The following is a 17,462-nucleotide window of genomic DNA, read 5'->3' as shown; positions in this document are numbered from 1 at the left end:
CCCAGCCCGCAGGCGCCGGCGGTCGGCGGGCTCGGCGCCGGGCCCCGTCGAGGCAGAGCGGCGTAGACGCGAGGTAGCTCACGCGCTGGCGGCCGGCCTGCCTCGGCGACCTCCGGTCCCGGGCCCCAATCGCGCAGCATACTCCGGGTTGCGCCTTCATGGGCCGGGCAACCCGTGGTAACGCTTGGCGGCGCCGCCGATGTGCGGCATCCGACATGGGAAAGAACCTTCTCGTCATCAATGTGGACATCCGCGAGACACGCGTCGCGCTGATCGAAAACGGGATCATCGCTGAGCTGCATCTCGAGCGGGAGAGCTCCAAGGGGACGCTCGGAAACATCTACCTCGGCAAGGTCAGCCGCGTTTTGCCCGGAATGCAGGCCGCGTTCATCGACGTGGGGCTCGAGCGAGCAGCCTTCCTGCACGTCGAGGACCTCATCCGGCCCGACGATTTCGAGGCGTACCTGGCTGGGCACCGCCGGACTGCCGAGGAAGAGCGCGCCTCCTCGCGAGGCCGCGCCGCGCGCGGCAGCGAGGCGCCTGGGCCTGAGGAAAGCGAGGTGCATGAGCTATCGGGCGCAGAAGCCGCGCCCGAGAGCCCCGACCTGGCCCCCGGACGCCACGAGCTCCGGGAACCGGCGGACTTCGGGGCAGACGAAGGATTCGAGGCCGGCGTCCCGGCCGAGGCCGGCGGCTCGCTCGACGAAGGGAGCGACGTGCCGATCGAGCTGCCGACGGCGCTCGACGTGCTCGGAAGCCCCTCCGGCCAGGCGTTCGCCGGCGTGGGGACGATGGTGGCGCTCGACGAGGCCGACGACTCGGAGCCGGAGATCGACGACGGGCACGCGCACGACGGCGCGGACGACGACGACGAGGAGCTGGTCGCGCCTGGCGGAGGCAGCGACGCCGACGAAGCGAGCGCAGAGGAATCCGGCCCCGACGAGGTGAGCGTCGAGGACGACGACGAGCTCGACACGCCCGCCTACGAGGTCGAGCCTGCCTCACCGCCACCGGAGGATGGCGCGGACGCGTGGAGCGCGGCCGAGGAGCATCCGGAGGCGCTGAGCAACACGGCGGACAGCGGCGAGACGGAAGCGCATGATGCGAGCACGTCGGACGAGTCCGTCGCGCACGGCGCTGCCGGCGAGTGGCCGGCCGGACAGGAGGCGAGCGCGCCGCCGGTCCCGGAGGCCGCGGCAGCCGCCTCGGGCGATGACGTCCCGCCGGCAGCGCGGGCGCGCAGCGGGCGCGCGCGCGGACGGCGGGAGGCGCGCGTGCGCCGATCGGGACGGACGCGCGACCGGCGCGCCAACCTCGAGGGCGGCAGCGCCGCGCCCGTGGAAGCGGCCCCCGCGGAAGCACGCGAGGGGCGCGAAGGCCGCGAGGCGCCGCGCGAGGGACGCCACGCGCCGCGCGAGGGCCGAGAAGGCCGCGAGGGGCGCGAGGCGCCGCGCGAAGGCCGCGAGGGGCGCGAGGCGCCGCGCGAAGGCCGTGAGGGGCGTGAGGCGCCGCGCGAAGGCCGTGAGGGCCGGGACGGACGCGAAGGGCGCGACCGGAGCGGCAAAGGACAGCAGGGCGGGCGTGACCGCGAACAACGCGGGCGCGAGCAGCGGGCGCGTGGGCGCGAGCAGCCGCGGGACGGCAAGGGCAAGAGCGCAGCGCGGGGCCAGCAGAGCTCACGCAGCTGGCAGAACGAGCCGCCGCGGATCTCGAAGTCGACGCCGATCCGCGAGGTCGTCCGCGAAGGGCAGGAGGTCATCGTCCAGGTCTCGAAGGAGCCGATCGGGACGAAGGGCGCCCGGGTCACGAGCCACATCTCGTTGCCCGGCCGCTATGTCGTGTACCTGCCGACGGTCGATCACATCGGGATCTCCAAGCGCATCGGCTCGGAGAAGGAGCGATCCCGGCTGCGGGACGCCATCGAGGCGATGAAGCCCCCGCAGGGCGGGCTCATCGTGCGCACGCTCGCCGAGGGCCTCACGAAGAAGCAGCTCAAGGCCGACGTCGGCTACCTCGTTCGCCTCTGGGGCGAGGTCGCGAAGAAGCGCGAGAGCGGCGTGAGGGCGCCGGCGGTGCTCTACACCGAGCTCGACCTCGTGCTGAAGACCGCCCGCGACCTCTTCACCGACGACATCGAGAAGATCGTGATCGACGACCGCGAGGAGTACATCCGGCTGCGGCGCTTCGTCGAGATGTTCATGCCCGAGCGCGCCGACGCGGTGGAGCTCTACGAGGGGACGGAGCCGATCTTCGACGCGTACGGGATCGAGGACGAGATCCAGCGCGCGCTGTCGCGGAAGGTCCCGCTCCCCTCGGGCGGGCACCTGATCATCGATCAGGCCGAGGCGCTCACCGCGATCGACGTGAACACAGGGCGGTTCGTCGGCAAGGGGTCGAAGGATCTCGAGGAGACGATCCTGACCACGAACCTGGAGGCGGTCGAGGAGATCGCCTATCAGCTCCGGTTCCGCAACATCGGCGGGCTCATCATCCTCGACCTCATCGACATGGAGCGCGCCCAGAACCGGGAAAAGGTGCGGCGCCGCCTCGAGGAGTTGCTCTCCAGGGACAAGGCGAAGACCACGCTGAACCGGATCTCCGATCTGGGCCTCATCGAGATGACCCGGAAGCGGACGCGCGAGAGCCTCGGGCGGACGATCCTCGAGCCGTGCTTCTACTGCGACGGGACGGGCCAGCTGCAGTCCAAGCAGACGGTCGCCTACGAGATCCTGCGGCAGATACGGCGCGAGCGGATGAACCTGCCCGGCTACTCGGTCGTGGTCAACGCGCACCCGGCCGTGATCGATCTGCTGAAGAACGACGAGCGCATCGCCGTGCAAGAGGCGGAGCGGCTGTTCCAGCGCCGGATCGATCTCGTGCCCCGGAAGGAGTACCACCTCGAGCAGTTCGATCTGCAAGGCAGGTAAGGCGTCATGGTGGACGATCAGGGTTCTCCGGAGAGCAGCGACGCGAAGACGGGGCGCAAGGAAGAGCGCGTCACCATCAACAAGGAGTTCGAGTCCTACGACGCGTTCATCAACGAGTACGTGACGAACATCTCGCGGACCGGCGTGTTCGTGCGCTCGAAGACACCGCTCGCCGTCGGGACGAAGGTGAACCTGCGGTTCACCGTGATCATGGACGACATCGAGACGGTCGAGGGCGTCGGCGAGGTCGTGCGCGTGCACGACGATCCGCAGGGGATGGGGGTCGTCTTCACCGAGCTGTCCGGCTACTCGCAGGGGCTCATCGACAAGCTCCTGACCAGCCAGGGGCACCGCACCTCGAAGGGCTAGGCAGAGGGGCGTCGGCGATGTTCACCGGGCTTGTCGAGACGATCGGGGTCCTCCGCCGCCGGAGCGGCGGCGCCGTGGCCCGCGCGCTCGTCGAGGCGAGCCTCGGGCCGCTGACGCTCGGCGAGTCCGTGAGCGTGAACGGCGCCTGCCTCACCGTCGATCGCATCGCGCCCGGCGGGTTCGAGTGCGACATGTCGGCCGAGACCCTCGGCCGCACCACGCTCGGCGCGCTGCCGCTCGGCGCGCGCGTCCACCTCGAGCGCGCGACGCCGCTCGGCGCGCGGATGGGGGGGCACGTGGTGCTGGGCCACGTCGACGGGCTCGGCCGCGTCGTCGAGCACGCGCGGGCCGGCGACGCGATCCGCCTCCGGGTGAGCGCCCCGCCCGAGCTCGCGCCGTACCTCGCTCCCAAGGGCTCGATCGCCGTCGACGGCGCGAGCCTCACGCTCAACGCCGTGTCCGCGCCGGGCGCCGCCGAGATCTGGTTCGATGTGATGCTGGTGCCGCACACCATCGGCCGGACTCTCCTCGGAGAGCTCCGCCCCGGCGCGGCCGTCAACCTTGAAGTTGACGTGCTCGCGCGCTACGTGGCGCGGGCGCTCGAGGTCGCATCGCTCGCCAGCGTGAAGGGCCTCTCGAGCCAAGACGCGCGCGGCGGCGATGCCTCCGCCGAGCGCGGCGAAGAGCGCGGAAATACGGGAGAGCATGCGGATCACGACGAACGACTCCTCGCAAAGCTGCGCGCGGGGGGATTCTGGTGAGGCTGTGTCAGCCGCCTCGAGCGGCAGGCTCGACCAGGACATGACCTCCGGGGGCCCGATGCCTCATCGGCTGACCATCGACAAAGCGGTCCTCGACCGTGTGAACACCGCGCTCGATCACATCCGCGCGGGCAAGATGGTGATCCTCGTCGACGACGAGGATCGCGAGAACGAGGGGGATCTCTGCATGGCCGCGGAGGCGGTCACCCCCGAGGCGATCAACTTCATGGCCATGCACGGGCGCGGCCTCATCTGCCTCGCCCTCGACGAGGAGCAGGTGGCGCGCCTCGAGCTGCCGATGATGTCCGCGCCAGGGCGGAGCGGACCGCCGCTCGGCACCGCCTTCACCGTCAGCATCGAGGCGCGCACCGGGGTGACGACCGGGATCAGCGCCGCCGATCGGGCGCACACGATCCGGGTCGCGATCGCGCGCGACGCCGCGCCCGAGGATCTCGTCACGCCGGGGCACGTCTTTCCGCTGAAGGCGCGCCGCGGGGGCGTGCTCGTGCGGACGGGGCAGACCGAGGGGTCCGTGGATCTCGCGCGCCTCGCCGGGCTCCGGCCGGCGGGCGTGATCTGCGAGATCATGAACGACGACGGCAGCATGGCCCGCATGCGGGACCTCGAGATGTTCGCCGCGAAGCACGGCCTGCTGATCGTGACGGTGGCGGACCTCATCCAGTACCGGCTCCAGACCGAGCGGCTGGTCCGCTGCGTGGGCGAGCGGACGCTGCGGCTCGACCTGACGGGCACGGAGTGGACCGTGTACGTCTACGAGGTGATCAACGAGCAGCGGCAGTTCCTCGCGCTGACCAAGGGCGTGGTGGCGACGCCGGACCCCATCCTGTGCCGCGTGCACTCCGGGTCGACCATCGCGGACCTCTTCAGCTCGACGCCCCTCGACGGCGGCTCGAACCTGCGCGAGGCGCTCCTCGCGATCGAGAGCGCCGGCGTCGGGGTGGTCGTCTACATCCCGTCGCGAGGGGACCTGGGCCGCGAGCTGGAGCTGCTGAAGGGCTCGGGCTCCGACGAGGCGCTCCCCGTCGTGAAGACGCAGCAGCCGTGGACGCTGCGGGAGTTCGGCCTCGGCGCGCAGGTCCTGGCGGACCTCGGGGTGCACCAGATCCGGCTCCTCACGAACAGCCAGCCGAAGATCGCGGGGATCACCGGGTACGGGCTCACCGTGATCGAGCGGGTGCCGCTCGTCTCGATGAAGGGCGAGGCCTGACAGACGGGCGCGCTCGTCTCGATGAAGGGCGAGGCCTGGCAGACGGGCGCGCTCGTTCGCTGGTAATAGGACGCTCGGACAGGTTCGCGATCGCGGCGATCGCGCGCCTCGCGCGGCAGGAGAGAGGAACGGCGGATGGCAGAGCAAGCGGTCGGGCAGGCACAGGCGAGGGTGATCGAAGGGAACCTGGTGGTCCCGCCGGGGGCGCGCTTCGCGCTCGTGGCGAGCCGCTTCAACCACTTCATCGTCGACCGCCTGGTCGAGGGCGCGCTCGACGCCATCGCGCGGCACGGCGGCGCGCTCGGTCGGACGTCGATCGTGCGCGTCCCGGGCGCGTGGGAGATGCCCACCATCGTGGGGAGGCTCGCGCACAAGAAGAGCGTCGACGCGATCATCACCCTGGGCGCTGTGATCCGGGGCTCGACGCCGCATTTCGACTACGTGGCGGCCGAGGTCACGAAGGGGATCGCGACCGTGTCGCTCCAGACCGGGGTGCCGGTCACGTTCGGGGTGCTCACGACCGACTCGATCGAGCAAGCGGTCGAGCGGGCGGGCACGAAGCATGGCAATAAGGGGTGGGAGGCCGCCGTCAGCGCGATCGAGATGCTCGCGCTCGGCGCCGCGCTGGACACCGCTGGCCTGTAAACGAAGGTTCTGAGAGATGGGTGCGCGCTCTACCGGCCGCGAAGCGGCCTTGCAGATGCTGTTCGCGGTGGAAGCTGGCGGGAGCTCGGCGCCGCGCGTCGTCGCGACCTTCTGGCGCGAGACGCCGGGCGATCCCGAGGGACGCGCCTACGCGGACGAGGTGGTGGTCGGGGTCGCCGAGGATCTCGCGGCCGTGGACGAGGCGATCCGGAAGGCGAGCACGAACTGGCGCCTCGAGCGGATGGCGCGCGTCGATCGGAACGTCCTCCGGCTCGGCGCGTGGGAGCTCATGAACCGCCCGGAGGTGCCGCGCGCGGTCATCCTCGACGAGGCGGTCGAGCTCGCCAAGCGCTACGGCAGCGAGGAGAGCGGCGCCTTCGTGAACGGCGTGCTCGACCGGATCGCCGAGAACCTCGGCCGCGTCGACCGGGATCGCTGAGCGTCACGGCGCGCCCGTCGCTCGGGCGCGCGATCGCTCACCACTTCAGCCAGGCGACCGTCACGCCGTCGCCGCCCTCGCTCGGGCCGCCCGGGCGGAGGCGCGCCACGTACGGGCTCCCGCGCAGCGCCTCGCGGACGGCATCGCGCAGGGCGCCCGTGCCGTGCCCGTGGACGAGGAACGTAACCTTGCGGCCCGCGCCGAGCGAGCGGTCGAGGAACTGCTCGGCCATGGCGACCGCCTCGTGGGCGCGCAGGCCGCGGAGATCCACCGTGTTGTCCGCCGTCTGGATCGGGACGTCGGGGTCGGCGGCGGCGTCCAGATCGACGCGGCGCTGCGGCGGCGCCGCGGCGGCCGGCGGCGCGCCGGTGCCGCGCAGCTCGGCGATCGAGGTCGTGAGCTTGAGCGAGCCGGCGGTGACCCGCAGCTGGCCGCCCGACAGGACCTCGACCACCTCGGCCTCGGCCCGCAAGCGAGGCACGTAGACGCGGGCGCCGACGCGGATCGCGGCCGGATCGATCGCCGGCCGCGCCTGCGGCTCGTCCTTCGGGCGCAGCTCGAGCTCGCCGCCGATCGACGTCTTCTGCCCGACCGCGTCCATGGCGCGAGCGGCCGCGCGCACGTCCTCCTCGGTGGGCTTGCCGCGCAGGCGCGCCTGCGCCGCCTTGAGGTCCTCGCGCGCGCGCCGCAGGCTGGCGAGCAGCGCCTCCCCCTCCCGCGTGATCACGCCGCGCTCCTTGTCCCGAGCCCGCTCGATCTCCGCCTCCAGCTCGCGCCGCTTCGCGCGGGAGGCGGCCGCTTCCCGCGCGGCGTCCTCGCGCGCGAGCTCGAGCGCGCGGCGCTCGGCGGAGAGCTTCTCGACCATCTGCTCGAAGGTGACCGCTTCCTTCGTGAGGAAGCGCTCGGCCCGCTCGAGCACGGCGCCCGGGATGCCGAACCGCCGCGCGACGGCGAGCGCGCTCGAGGCGCCGGGCACGCCGACGACGAGCCGGAAGGTCGGGCTCATGGTGGCGAGATCGAAGCCGACCGAGGCGTTCTCGAAGCGCTGATCCCCGAGCGCGAGCGCCTTGAGGCCCTCGTAGTGCGTGGTGCTGGCGACGGTGCCCCCGCGCGCGCACAGCGAGTCGAGCACGGCCGCGGCGAGCGCCTCGCCCTCGCGCGGATCGGTGCCGCCGGCGAGCTCGTCGAGCAGGACGAGCGCGCCGGGGCGCGTCTCGCCGAGGATGTGCCCCAGGTTCTTCACGTGGGCGCTGAAGGTCGACAGGTTCTTGTGGAGGTTCTGCTCGTCGCCGACGTCAGTCAGCACGACGTCGAAGAGCGCGACGCGAGAGCCCTCCCTCGCCGCGACCGGCAGGCCCGCGCGGACCATCAGCGCCGCGAGCCCGAGCGTCTTCAGGGCCACGGTCTTGCCGCCGGCGTTCGGTCCGGAGACGATCATCGCGCGGCCCGCGCTCATCGCGAGGTCGCTCGGGACCACCTTCACGCCGTCGAGCGCGAGGAGCGGGTGGCGGCCCCCGACGAGCTCGATGGAGGTCGGCCTCGAGCCGCCCTCCGAGGCGCCCCGCCCGGCATCGAAGGCGTCCTCCGGGACGTGCGGGAAGGTGAGGTCGAGGTCCTCCGCGAGCCGCGCCGCCGCGGCCCGCACGTCGGCGTGGGCCAGCGCGCGCGCGGCGGCCGCGACGCTCTCGACGTCCTCGGCCACGCGGGCGGTGAGCGCCGCGTAGATCGCGAGCTCCTCCCGCGCGACCTCGGCGTCGACCATCTTCATCCGGTTGCCCGTCTCGACGAGCACCCGGGGCTCCACGAACACGGTGGCGCCGCTCGCGCTCGTCGCGTGGACGATGCCGGGGAAGCGCTCGTGCGCGTCGGATCGCACCGGCAGCACGTAGCGCCCGTCGCGCTCCGTCCAGTAGCGGTCCTGGAGGATGTCCTCGTGCTTCTGGATGAGGTCCTCGAGGCGCCGGACGAGCCGCTCGCGCACGGCGCGCCGCTCCGCGCGCAGCGCCTCCAGGCGAGGCGACGCGCGATCGGCGAGCGTGCCGTCCGGGTCGAAGGCCGCCGCGAGCTCGCGCGCGACGGCGTCGAGCTCCGGGTTGGTCGCGCACGCGGCGTAGAGCGCGGGCGCGATCTGACGCCGGTTCTGCAGGTACTGCCGCGACGTCCGCGCGGCCTCCAGGAGGCCGAGCACTGCGCGCAGCTCCTCGTTCGCGAGCGCCGCGCCGATGCGGGCCCGATCGAGCGCGTCCTCGAGCTCGGCGACGTCGCGCGACGGCACCGGCTCCCCGGCGCGAGCGAGCTCCACCGCCTCGCGCACCTCCGCGAGCGCGGTGAGGGCCTCGGCGCGCGTCGACGCGAACGGCAGCGCCCGCGCCAGCCGCTTCCCGCCCCGAGACGCGCATCGCTCCGCGAGCGCCTCGAGGACGCGATCCCACTCGAGGTCGGCGCGGGTCTTGGTGGGACAGGGATCTGCGAAGGGCCCTTCGGGGTTGTAGTCCATCACGCTTCGGTCGGATCGCGGGCCACGCCGCCGGCCCCGCTCGGCATCGGGTTCTGCTCCTTCTCGAGGTAGCGGAAGATGGTGCGCGGGTCGACGCCGAGGTCGCGGGCCGTCTGCGTGCGGTTGCCGTTGTTGCGCTCGAGCGCCTCCAGCACGTACCGCCGCTGGAACTCCTCCTTGGCCTTCTCCAGCGGCATGATGGCCGTCTCGGCGCCCGGGCCGAGATCGAGGTCCTCCACGGCGAGGAGCGCCTGGTCGCAGAGGACGAGCGCCTTTTTAATGCGGTTCTCGAGCTGCCGGATGTTGCCCGGCCAGGGGTACTTCTTGATCGCGGCGAGCGCGGCCGGGCTGAAGCCTCGCACGGCGCTGCCGAGCTCGTCGGCGTATTTCGAGAGCAGGACCTTGGCGATGATGAGCACGTCGTCGCCGCGCTCGCGGAGCGGCGGGAGCCACAGGTTCACGACGTTGAGCCGGTAGTAGAGATCCTCCCGGAAATTGCCGGCGCGGATCTCCTCCTCGAGGTTCCTGTTCGTGGCGGCGACGATGCGGATGTCGACCTTCTCGGGCTTCGAGTCGCCGACGCGGAAGACGACCCGCTCCTGGAGCGCGCGGAGGAGCTTCACCTGGAGGTTCAGCGGCAGCTCGCCGATCTCGTCGAGGAACAGCGTGCCCTTGTCGGCGATCTGGAACTTGCCCGGGCGGCTGGCGATGGCGCCGGTGAAGGCGCCCTTCACGTGGCCGAAGAGCTCGCTCTCGATGAGGTTCTCGGGGATCGCGCCGCAGTTGATGGTGACGAAGGGGCCGCCCTCGCGCGGGCTGCGCCGGTGCAGCTCCCGCGCGATGAGCTCCTTCCCGGTCCCCGTCTCGCCCGTGATGAGCACGCTGATGTCGGTCGCCGCGACCTTCTGCAGCTTGCGGAACACCTCGAGCATCGACGGGCAGGCGCCGATGATCTCGCCGAACTTCTTGTCGTGCAGCTCGGCGACGAGCTTGGCTTTGTCGGCCCTGAGGGCGTTCAGGAGCATCGCGTTCTGGAGGATGAGCGAGGCCTGGGACGCGAAGATGCTGAGCAGGTCGAGCTGGGCGCGGTCGAAGAGGTGCTTGATCTTGTCGTTGCCGACGTAGAGCGCGCCGATGATCTGGCCCTGCGACAGGAGCGGCGCGCACATCACGCTGGAGAGCTTCATCGCGATGACGCTGTCGCTCCGGCCGAACTGCGTGTCGGCGAGCGCGTCGGACACGATCACCGGGCGGCCCGAGACGATGACCTGGCGCACGATGCTGTCCGAGATCCCCCCGGCCGCGTCGGTGATGGCCTCCTTGCGGACGTTGCGCGACGCGCGCACCGCCAGCTTGCGCTCGCCGCCCGCGGCCGGAGCGCCGCCGCACACCGCCGTGTCGGCGGCCGCCTCCGCCCCCTCGAGGAGCAGGAGGAAACCCTTGTCGGCGTGCGTCAGCTCGATGACGTCGTCGAGCATCGCCTCGAGGAGCTCGTCGACGCTGCGCCGGTTGATGAGCTTCTCGCTGAACGCGAACAGCTTGCGGACGCCGGCGAGCTCCGACGAGCCCTGCGGCGGCGCGGACCGCTCTGCCCCGCCGTCGCCCGCCGGGAGCCGCTCCTGGACGGTCGGCGCCTCGGCGAACATCGAGAAGCCGACCTCGACCGTGCCGAGCTGGAGCCGGTCGCCGTGCACAAGGCGGGCGCGCCGCTTCTTCTTGCCGTTGATCGCGATCTCCCCGTCGCGCTCGCACTCCTCCAGCACGAAATCGCGCCCGTCGAACACGATCTGCGCGTGATGGTCCAGCACCCCTGCCCCCGCAACGGCGACGTCGTTTCCGAGCGCCTTGCCGATCGTCGTGACCGGTTTGTGGACGCTGTACAGGCGTGGCGCGCCCTCGGAGGGGAAATACTTCAGGGTCGGCATCGAGGGGAGCATAGCAGGCGTGCCGCGGCCTCATGCAGCCGTGTTGGACGGCACACCGCGGCTTACCAGAGCTCTCCGACGACGACGGCGCCGAGCCCGCCTCGGTAGGGCGTGAGGCTGCCGCCGAGCACGCGCGCGAACGGGGGGCGGCCACGATCTTCCTGGTCGTCCAGGGCGACGGAGGAGCTCGAGTCCGGCCTCCCGAGGAACAAGGCGCCCGCGACGAGGCCGAGGGTGCCCGCCGCGCCCTGGGCGATGAGGCCGCGGCGGGGGTCGTGATCGCTCCCGATGTACGCGAGGTAGATGGGCAACGACACCACCGTGCCGATGCCGAGCCCGCCCCACATCCACGCGAGCTGGTTCCACGAGGGCGTCCACGCGACGGACAGGCCGACGGCGCCCGCGGTCGCGACGTTGAAGCCGATGAGGCCCCCGAGCGAGACGCTGTCGTTCGACTCGCTCCAGTCGCCATTGCTGGCGGCGGCCCCGAACGCGCTGCCGATGAGCGAGCCCCAGACGGCGCCCGAGGCGACGAGCATGTTGGTCTGCGGCTTGGGCCGGAGGAGGTAGTAGAACCCCCAGCCCGCCGCGCCGCCGACGGTGGAGCCGACCACCTCGGCGGTCGCGAGCCCGAGGAAGCCCCACTCCTTGCCCTTCCGCGCGCTGACGTACTGGTAGGAGGCGATGCCGAGCCCCTCGCCCGCGCCGATCACCATGCCCGTGGCGATCGCGGACGGCATGCCGCGCGGCATCGGCGGCGAGTCGAGGAAGTAGACGCCGACCGGCGCCGCGACGCCGAGGAGCGCGGGGGCGATGAACTGCACGCCGGGATCGTCGATGCCGGCGACCGCGTCGATCCAGATGCCGGTCCCCACGCCGTAGGCCACGGAGGTGGCGTAGAGGTAGCCGACCTCGAGCGGCGTCGACTTGGGCTCGCTCTTCTTCTGCGGCGCGTACCCGTAGCCGCCGTACCCGCCGCCGTACTGGCCTCCGTACCCGCCGCCGTACTGACCGCCGTACGCGCCGCCCTGCTGACCACCGTAGGGCGGCGTGCCGTACTGGGCAGCGGCCGTCGAGCTTACGCTCGACAGGAGGAGCGCGGAGAGGAGACTCACGAGAGGTCGCGTTTGCATCGCGCCGCCACTTTACACGCTCGCGAGAGGCGAGGCGCGCTGCGGCGCGAGAAAGTGCCTTCCCGCGAGCCGGCCCCGCGTCTCACTCTCTCGTGAGGGCGCGGGTCATGAGGTCCACGACGGCCTGCTGCGGCGGCTTTCCCTCGTACAGCATCCGGTACACCTCGATCGTAATCGGCGCGCTCACGCCCAGCTTGTCCGCGAGGTCGTGCGCGCTCTTTGCGGTCTTCACGCCCTCGGCGACATGGCCGAGGCCGGCGAGGATCTCGTCGAGCTTCCGTCCCCTGCCCATCTCGATCCCGACGGTGCGGTTGCGCGACAGCTCGCCCGTGCACGTGAGCACCAGGTCGCCCATGCCGGAGAGCCCCGCGAGCGTGAGCGGGTTCGCCCCCTTCGCCGCCGCCACGCGGCCGATCTCCGCGAGGCCGCGCGTGATGAGCCCGGCGCGCGCGTTGTGGCCGAAGCCGAGGCCGTCGCAGATGCCGGCGGCGATGGCGATGACGTTCTTGAGGGCGCCGCCGACCTCCACGCCCACGACGTCATCGGACGAGTAGACCCGGAACCGATCGGTCGCGAACATGCGCTGCACCGCGTGCGTCTCCCGCTCGCTCCTGCCGGCGACCACGACCGTGGTCGGCTGGCCGGCCGCGACCTCGCGCGCGAAGCTCGGGCCCGACAGGTACGAGAGCCGCGGCTCGGCCTCGCGCCCGAGCTCGTCGACCAGCACCTCGCTCATCAGCATCAGCGAGTCGTTCTCGATGCCCTTCGTCGCGCTGCACACGAGCGCGTCCCGGGGGATGTGGCGCCCTGCCTCCCGGACGACCTCGCGCAGCGCGTGCGACGGGACGACCACGACGGCGAGCTCCGCGCCGCGGAGCGCGTCCTCGAGATCGCCGGTCGCCCGCAGGCTCGCGGGCAGCTCCACGCCCGGCAGGTACCGGTCGTTCTGGCGCTCGCGGCCGATGCGCTCGGCGAGCTCGCCGTGGTGCGCCCAGAGCGCGGTGGGGTTGCCCTTGTCCGCCAGCAACTTCGCCAGCGCCGTCCCCCACGCGCCGGCCCCGATGACTGCGACGTTCGCCATGGGAGTGACCCTATCACCACCCACGCGCAGAGGCCGAAGGCGACGCGCCTCGCGGCGCGTCGGGGCCGAAGGCGACGCGCCTCGCGGCGCGTCGGGGCCGAAGGCGACGCGCCTCACGGCGCGCGGCTCGACCCGCCGGCGCGCTGCTCGACCCGCCGGTGTTTCGACTATGCTGCGCCCATGCTCTTCCGCACCGCCGCGCTGCGCGCGCTCGGCCTCGCGCTCTGCCTCTCGCTGCTCGGAACGGTGTGCGGCGCGTGCGGCCAAGGCGCGCTCGGCGTGATGCCCGGCGTCGTGAACGATCCGGGAAACCTGTCCCTCCGCAGGGCCATCCTCGCCTTCGCGACGAGCCAGCTCTGCAGCGAGATGCGGAAACGGAGCGTTCCGCTGCGCCTCCGCGACGAGGATCCGGTGACGGGCCGGTTCTACCCGGGCTCGTGCGTCGCCCAGGAGCTCGCGAACGGGCACCTGTTCCTCCAGTTCGGGGGGAGCGGCGTCGTCTGGACGAACCTGACGAAGCGCATGAGCTTCGATGCGAGCGCGGCCGTCGAGTACGACCACGACTTCCTGATGGATGGCGACACGATGTACGTGTACTTCCGCCAGCGCTCGACCACGGCGGCGACCTTCACGACCAAGCTCATCGAGCAGCCCAGCGCGGTCTCGCTCGGCGGCGTGTCGCTCGCCCAGGGCAGCGCGTACGCGAACGCGCTCGGCGCCCAGCTCCTGAAGACCGAGATCGCCCGGGGGTTCACCGTCATCCGCGACGACGACGGCGCCGTGCAGTTCGGGCTCGGCATCATCGAGAAGGGGCAGCGGCCCGACGCCCCGTACCAGCGCCGCGACAACGGCAAGCTGCTCCTGGCGAACGAGCGCACCGAGGTCCACCAGGAGCAGCGCGATTACATCGGCCCCCTGGAGATCGCGGGCAACGGCGAGGCCCTGACGCTCACGGTCGCCGTCGAGGGCGCGCCCGGCGTTGACGTCATCCTCGTGCCTCGAGGCACCGGGGAGCCGTGGCTCCAGGCGTACCTGACGCAGCCCGCGCCGGCGCCCCTGACAGCCGCGCCGCTGCTCGACGAGCCTGTGTACTCCGGCGCCCCCTGGCGGCGAACGGTGCCGCTGCCCAAGGGGCAGTACTACCTGGTCATCGACAACACGAGCGCCGCGGGGCGGACACAGCCAACGACGTACGCCCGCGACGACCGCGCTGCCCTCGTGAGCTACGCCGTCGAGGTCGGAGACGCGCCCTGACGAGGGCAAGCGAGCGCAAACGAGCGTAAACGAGCGCAAACGAGCGTAAACGAGCGTAAACGAGCGTAAACGAGCGTAAACGAGGGCAAACAAGGGCGACGAGGGCGAACGAGGACACGCGGGCGACGACGCCGACGGACCGCGCGTCGCCCGCCGCGCCTGCGCACTTGCCGCGGCGAGGGGCGGCGTATACATAAGCTCTCTCTTGCCGCCGCGCCCCGATGATCAACCCCAGAGCGTCCCGTCGGTCGCGGCCAGTCGGTCCGCAAGCTCGGAGTTCAAACCCTCGATGAGGGGAAGCGCGAGCTCGGAGCCCCGCGTGAGCGCGGCCAAGGCGACCGGCGGCGCGGACCCGCGCTCGACTGGCAGCTCTCCTCCGCCAGGGGGCAGGGACGGCCGGGCGCCGCTGCGCTTCCTGTTCCACCTCGTGTGGATCTGCATCGTTCCCTTCGCGCTCGCGGTCCTGAACGTCTGGCTGCTCACCCCGCCGGCGGGAGGGAGCTCCCAGCCGCTCCGGGTCTTCGTCGGCGAGCAGCAGATCCCGGCCGGCATCGTGCTCTTCACGATCTTCGCGATGATCCTCTGGCGGTTCCGCCACGAGCTGCCGTTCGCGTCGGCGATCGGCGTCGGCGGCCGCCGGGACATCCCGCCGAAGGCGCGCGCTCGCTTCGAGGACGCCGCGGCGCTCCTCGAGGAGGCCAACCGGATCCTGCGCAGCCGCAAGCGTGACGTCGAGCGCGAGCTGACGAGCGGCGAGCGCGAGCAGGTGACGCAGGCGATCGCGGCCCTCGAGCGCGCGATGAGCGCCGACACGTTCGACGCCGACGAGTTCGACGCGGCCCACAGCCGCGCCGATCGCGCGGTCGGCGAGCACCTCGGCCGCTGGCGCAAGGGCGAGATGCGCGAGTACGCGGAGTCGATCGGCATCGCCGTGGCCGTCGCGCTCCTCCTGCGCGCCTTCGTCGTCGAGGCGTTCAAGATCCCGAGCGGCTCGATGATCCCGACCCTCATGGTCGGCGACCACATCTTCGTCAACAAGTTCACCTACGGCCCGCTCATCCCCTGGACCGACCAGCGCCTCTTCCCTCGCCTGCCGCCGTCGCGCGGGGACGTGATGGTGTTCAAGTTCCCCGAGAACAAGGAGCAGGACTTCATCAAGCGGACGATCGCCATCCCTGGCGACACGCTGGAGGCGATCAACGGCCGCCCCGTCATCAACGGCTGGCTCGTCCCCCACTGTCACGTCGGCCCCTACCACTACGAGGGCCGGCAAGCGGAGCTGTTCGTCGAGTACCTCGGAGACAAGTCGTACTTCACGCTCTACGAGAAGAACCCCGACGGGATGATGTGCGTGGAGAGCGACGACTGCACCCCGGGCTCCACGTGCCGGGGCGGCATCTGCGGCGATCTCCAGGGCCCCTTTAAGGTGGCCGCCGACGAGGCGTGGGTGATGGGCGACAACCGCAACAACAGCCACGACTCGCGCAGCTGGCGCGGCGGGCTCGGCGCGGGCGTGCCCTTCGATCACATCAAGGGTCGCGCGATGTTCGTGTGGATGAGCTTCGGCCCCGGCGGCGGCATCGCGCAGGATCGCCTCTTCGTGAACGTCATGGGGCGCCCGAAGCTCCCCGGCGCCCACGAGGCGGCCCTGCACGACGGCCTCGACAAATGCCTCCGCGAGCGGCCCCCCGTCTCCGAGACGACCCCGCCTCCCCCGCCCGCGCGCCCTCAGTCCAAGCGCCGCTGAAGCCCGTCGGCAGCGCGTGGGAGCGCGGTCTCCCCCACGCGTGTGTGCGGTCCCGCCGCCTCGCGGTCGACGCGGCGAGTCATCCGCTTCAGGGCGACGGTGCAGACGGTGCGCCCGGGGCGCCGCGAGATCGAGCCGAAGAGGCCGAGCGAGGCGCCGGAGACGGGATCAACCCGAGCGCAATTTTCTAGTGGGCGCTCGCTCGTTCACGCGCCACGCTTCACGTGCCCGAGGCGCCCGTGCGGCAGCTGCGTGCGCCTCGAACCCCGAACAGGAGCCAGGTGCATGAGCGACGCGATGTGGGCGCTGACGTACAACCGCGAGAAGCAGCCGTGGGAGTCCACCGTCGGGCTGTCCAAGGATCAGGTCGAGCGCCCGGCGATCGATGAGGCCAGGGACTACCACGACCGCGCGAGCGTCCTCGTCAAGCCGATCATGACGGGCTTCTGCGGCTCGGATCGCGGCATCTGGTTCCGCAGCGCCTTCAAGGACATGATCCTCTCGTCGCTCGAGCGCGATCGGAAGGCGACGCGCACGATCGGCCACGAGCTGCTCGGCCGCGTGGTCGACCTCGGGACCGACGCGCGCCGGTCCTTCGGGCTGGAGATCGGGGACATCGTGTCGACCGAGAGCCACATCGCCTGCGGCGCTTGCTACCAGTGCCGCGTCGGCGACACCCACGTGTGCGCGGACGACAAGATCATCGGGATCAGCGAGGATGGCTGCTTCGCCGAGCTCGTCAAGCTGCCCGCGAAGAACCTGTGGCGCACCGACATCGCGAGGATCCGGCCCGAGGTCGCCGCGGTGCAGGAGCCGTTCGGCAACGCCGTGCACGCGTGCACCAAGGTGAACCTCCGCGGCAAGCGCGTGGCCATCTTCGGCTGCGGCACCATCGGCCTGTTCGCGATCGCGATCGCCCGCGCGATGGGGGCGATCTACGTCATCGGCGTGGAGCCGGCGGAGCGGAACGCCGAGATGGCCCGCCGCCTGGGCGCCGACGCTGTCCTGCGCCCGCACCGGGCGAGCCCCGAGCGGCCCCACGCGAGCGATCCCGAGCTGACGGAGCGGGTGCGGAAGCTCACGGACGGCGTGGGCGTCGACGTCGTGCTCGAGATGAGCGGCGTGAACAGCAGCGTCAACAACGCGATCCACGCGGCGAGGCGCGGGGGCGACGTGATCCTCTTCGGCCTGAAGAGCGGCGACGCGGTGATCGAGAACTTCGATCGCCTCATCGTGGACGGCATCAGCCTCCACAGCGTGATCGGCCGACGCATCTTCGAGACGTGGCACATCACGCGCCACCTGCTCGAGTCACGCGATCCGAACATCCACGACCTCATCTGGGAGGTCATCCTGAACCGGGGCGAGGGGACGGTGTTCGACTTCGAGGACTACGACGCGGCGGCCTTCCAGGAGGCGATCTCGAGCCACCCGAAGGTGATCCTCCGGTACTGAG

At 71.6% G+C, this 17,462-nt stretch carries 13 protein-coding genes; 9 read left to right on the top strand and 4 right to left on the bottom strand.

What is annotated here, in order from left to right; translation table 11 throughout:
* Positions 1-215: 215 nt before the first annotated feature.
* The 6 genes from WMF19_RS39205 (at position 216) to nusB (ending at position 6,369) form a co-directional block, all read left to right on the top strand.
* Positions 216-2,927 (top strand): Rne/Rng family ribonuclease, encoded by a 2,712-nt coding sequence (locus WMF19_RS39205; RefSeq protein WP_437895024.1) that lies wholly within the window; start codon positions 216-218, stop codon positions 2,925-2,927.
* A gap of 6 nt (positions 2,928-2,933) precedes the next feature.
* Positions 2,934-3,296 carry a PilZ domain-containing protein gene (locus tag WMF19_RS39200; RefSeq protein ID WP_272102827.1) on the top strand — a complete coding sequence of 121 codons (363 nt, stop codon included), beginning with the start codon at positions 2,934-2,936 and terminating at the stop codon, positions 3,294-3,296.
* A 17-nt stretch (positions 3,297-3,313) separates the two neighbouring features.
* Positions 3,314-4,057, top strand: a complete 744-nt coding sequence (locus tag WMF19_RS39195; protein ID WP_437325096.1) for a riboflavin synthase — start codon at positions 3,314-3,316, stop codon at positions 4,055-4,057.
* A 58-nt stretch (positions 4,058-4,115) separates the two neighbouring features.
* Entirely contained in the window at positions 4,116-5,285 is a 1,170-nt protein-coding gene (ribB, locus tag WMF19_RS39190; protein WP_437901719.1) for a 3,4-dihydroxy-2-butanone-4-phosphate synthase, read from the top strand.
* A 135-nt stretch (positions 5,286-5,420) separates the two neighbouring features.
* Positions 5,421-5,930: a 6,7-dimethyl-8-ribityllumazine synthase gene (gene ribH, locus WMF19_RS39185; RefSeq protein WP_272102824.1), complete on the top strand. Its 510-nt coding sequence runs from the start codon at positions 5,421-5,423 to the stop codon at positions 5,928-5,930.
* A 16-nt stretch (positions 5,931-5,946) separates the two neighbouring features.
* Positions 5,947-6,369, top strand: coding sequence for a transcription antitermination factor NusB (nusB, locus tag WMF19_RS39180; protein ID WP_012239877.1), 423 nt, complete (start codon positions 5,947-5,949; stop codon positions 6,367-6,369).
* A 37-nt stretch (positions 6,370-6,406) separates the two neighbouring features.
* Here the strand turns inward: nusB and WMF19_RS39175 are convergent, their stop codons facing one another.
* The 4 genes from WMF19_RS39175 to WMF19_RS39160 all read right to left on the bottom strand — a co-directional run bounded on the left by WMF19_RS39175 (position 6,407) and on the right by WMF19_RS39160 (position 13,005).
* On the bottom strand, positions 6,407-8,866 hold the full coding sequence (locus WMF19_RS39175; protein ID WP_437895023.1) for an endonuclease MutS2: 2,460 nt from the start codon (positions 8,864-8,866) through the stop codon (positions 6,407-6,409).
* Positions 8,866-10,803, bottom strand: a complete 1,938-nt coding sequence (locus tag WMF19_RS39170) for a sigma 54-interacting transcriptional regulator (RefSeq protein ID WP_437895022.1) — start codon at positions 10,801-10,803, stop codon at positions 8,866-8,868. The genes WMF19_RS39175 and WMF19_RS39170 overlap by 1 nt, the downstream gene beginning before the upstream one ends.
* A 50-nt stretch (positions 10,804-10,853) precedes the next feature.
* Positions 10,854-11,924 (bottom strand): hypothetical protein, encoded by a 1,071-nt coding sequence (locus WMF19_RS39165; RefSeq protein WP_437895021.1) that lies wholly within the window; start codon positions 11,922-11,924, stop codon positions 10,854-10,856.
* An 82-nt stretch (positions 11,925-12,006) separates the two neighbouring features.
* Positions 12,007-13,005, bottom strand: coding sequence for an NAD(P)H-dependent glycerol-3-phosphate dehydrogenase (locus WMF19_RS39160; RefSeq protein ID WP_272102820.1), 999 nt, complete (start codon positions 13,003-13,005; stop codon positions 12,007-12,009).
* A 180-nt stretch (positions 13,006-13,185) separates the two neighbouring features.
* Here WMF19_RS39160 and WMF19_RS39155 point away from each other — a divergent pair, with 180 nt between their 5' ends.
* The 3 genes from WMF19_RS39155 to WMF19_RS39145 all read left to right on the top strand — a co-directional run bounded on the left by WMF19_RS39155 (position 13,186) and on the right by WMF19_RS39145 (position 17,461).
* The gene (locus WMF19_RS39155) at positions 13,186-14,259 is read left to right on the top strand and encodes a hypothetical protein (RefSeq protein ID WP_437895020.1); all 1,074 of its coding nucleotides are present in this window, start codon (positions 13,186-13,188) and stop codon (positions 14,257-14,259) included.
* 319 nt (positions 14,260-14,578) lie between these two features.
* A complete protein-coding gene (lepB, locus tag WMF19_RS39150; protein WP_437325102.1) occupies positions 14,579-16,006 on the top strand; it encodes a signal peptidase I in 1,428 nt (475 codons plus the stop codon).
* A 285-nt stretch (positions 16,007-16,291) separates the two neighbouring features.
* Positions 16,292-17,461, top strand: a complete 1,170-nt coding sequence (locus WMF19_RS39145; RefSeq protein WP_437895019.1) for a zinc-binding dehydrogenase — start codon at positions 16,292-16,294, stop codon at positions 17,459-17,461.
* The last annotated feature ends 1 nt before the right edge of the window (position 17,462 follow it).

It is taken from the genome of Sorangium sp. So ce124 (genome assembly GCF_051525235.1).
GTDB lineage: Bacteria > Myxococcota_A > Polyangia > Polyangiales > Polyangiaceae > Sorangium > Sorangium atrum.
This window is presented reverse-complemented; position numbering and strand designations above follow the sequence as displayed.

Bases quoted from the DNA above. Each gene is read 5' to 3' on its own strand.
- WMF19_RS39165 (WP_437895021.1), bottom strand. From the start codon at position 11,924: ATGCAAACGCGACCTCTCGTGAGTCTCCTCTCCGCGCTCCTCCTGTCG.
- WMF19_RS39205 (WP_437895024.1), top strand. From the start codon at position 216: ATGGGAAAGAACCTTCTCGTCATCAATGTGGACATCCGCGAGACACGC.
- WMF19_RS39170 (WP_437895022.1), bottom strand. From the start codon at position 10,803: ATGCTCCCCTCGATGCCGACCCTGAAGTATTTCCCCTCCGAGGGCGCG.
- ribH (WP_272102824.1), top strand. From the start codon at position 5,421: ATGGCAGAGCAAGCGGTCGGGCAGGCACAGGCGAGGGTGATCGAAGGG.
- ribB (WP_437901719.1), top strand. From the start codon at position 4,116: ATGCCTCATCGGCTGACCATCGACAAAGCGGTCCTCGACCGTGTGAAC.
- WMF19_RS39200 (WP_272102827.1), top strand. From the start codon at position 2,934: ATGGTGGACGATCAGGGTTCTCCGGAGAGCAGCGACGCGAAGACGGGG.
- WMF19_RS39160 (WP_272102820.1), bottom strand. From the start codon at position 13,005: ATGGCGAACGTCGCAGTCATCGGGGCCGGCGCGTGGGGGACGGCGCTG.
- nusB (WP_012239877.1), top strand. From the start codon at position 5,947: ATGGGTGCGCGCTCTACCGGCCGCGAAGCGGCCTTGCAGATGCTGTTC.
- WMF19_RS39145 (WP_437895019.1), top strand. From the start codon at position 16,292: ATGAGCGACGCGATGTGGGCGCTGACGTACAACCGCGAGAAGCAGCCG.
- WMF19_RS39175 (WP_437895023.1), bottom strand. From the start codon at position 8,866: ATGGACTACAACCCCGAAGGGCCCTTCGCAGATCCCTGTCCCACCAAG.
- WMF19_RS39195 (WP_437325096.1), top strand. From the start codon at position 3,314: ATGTTCACCGGGCTTGTCGAGACGATCGGGGTCCTCCGCCGCCGGAGC.
- WMF19_RS39155 (WP_437895020.1), top strand. From the start codon at position 13,186: ATGCTCTTCCGCACCGCCGCGCTGCGCGCGCTCGGCCTCGCGCTCTGC.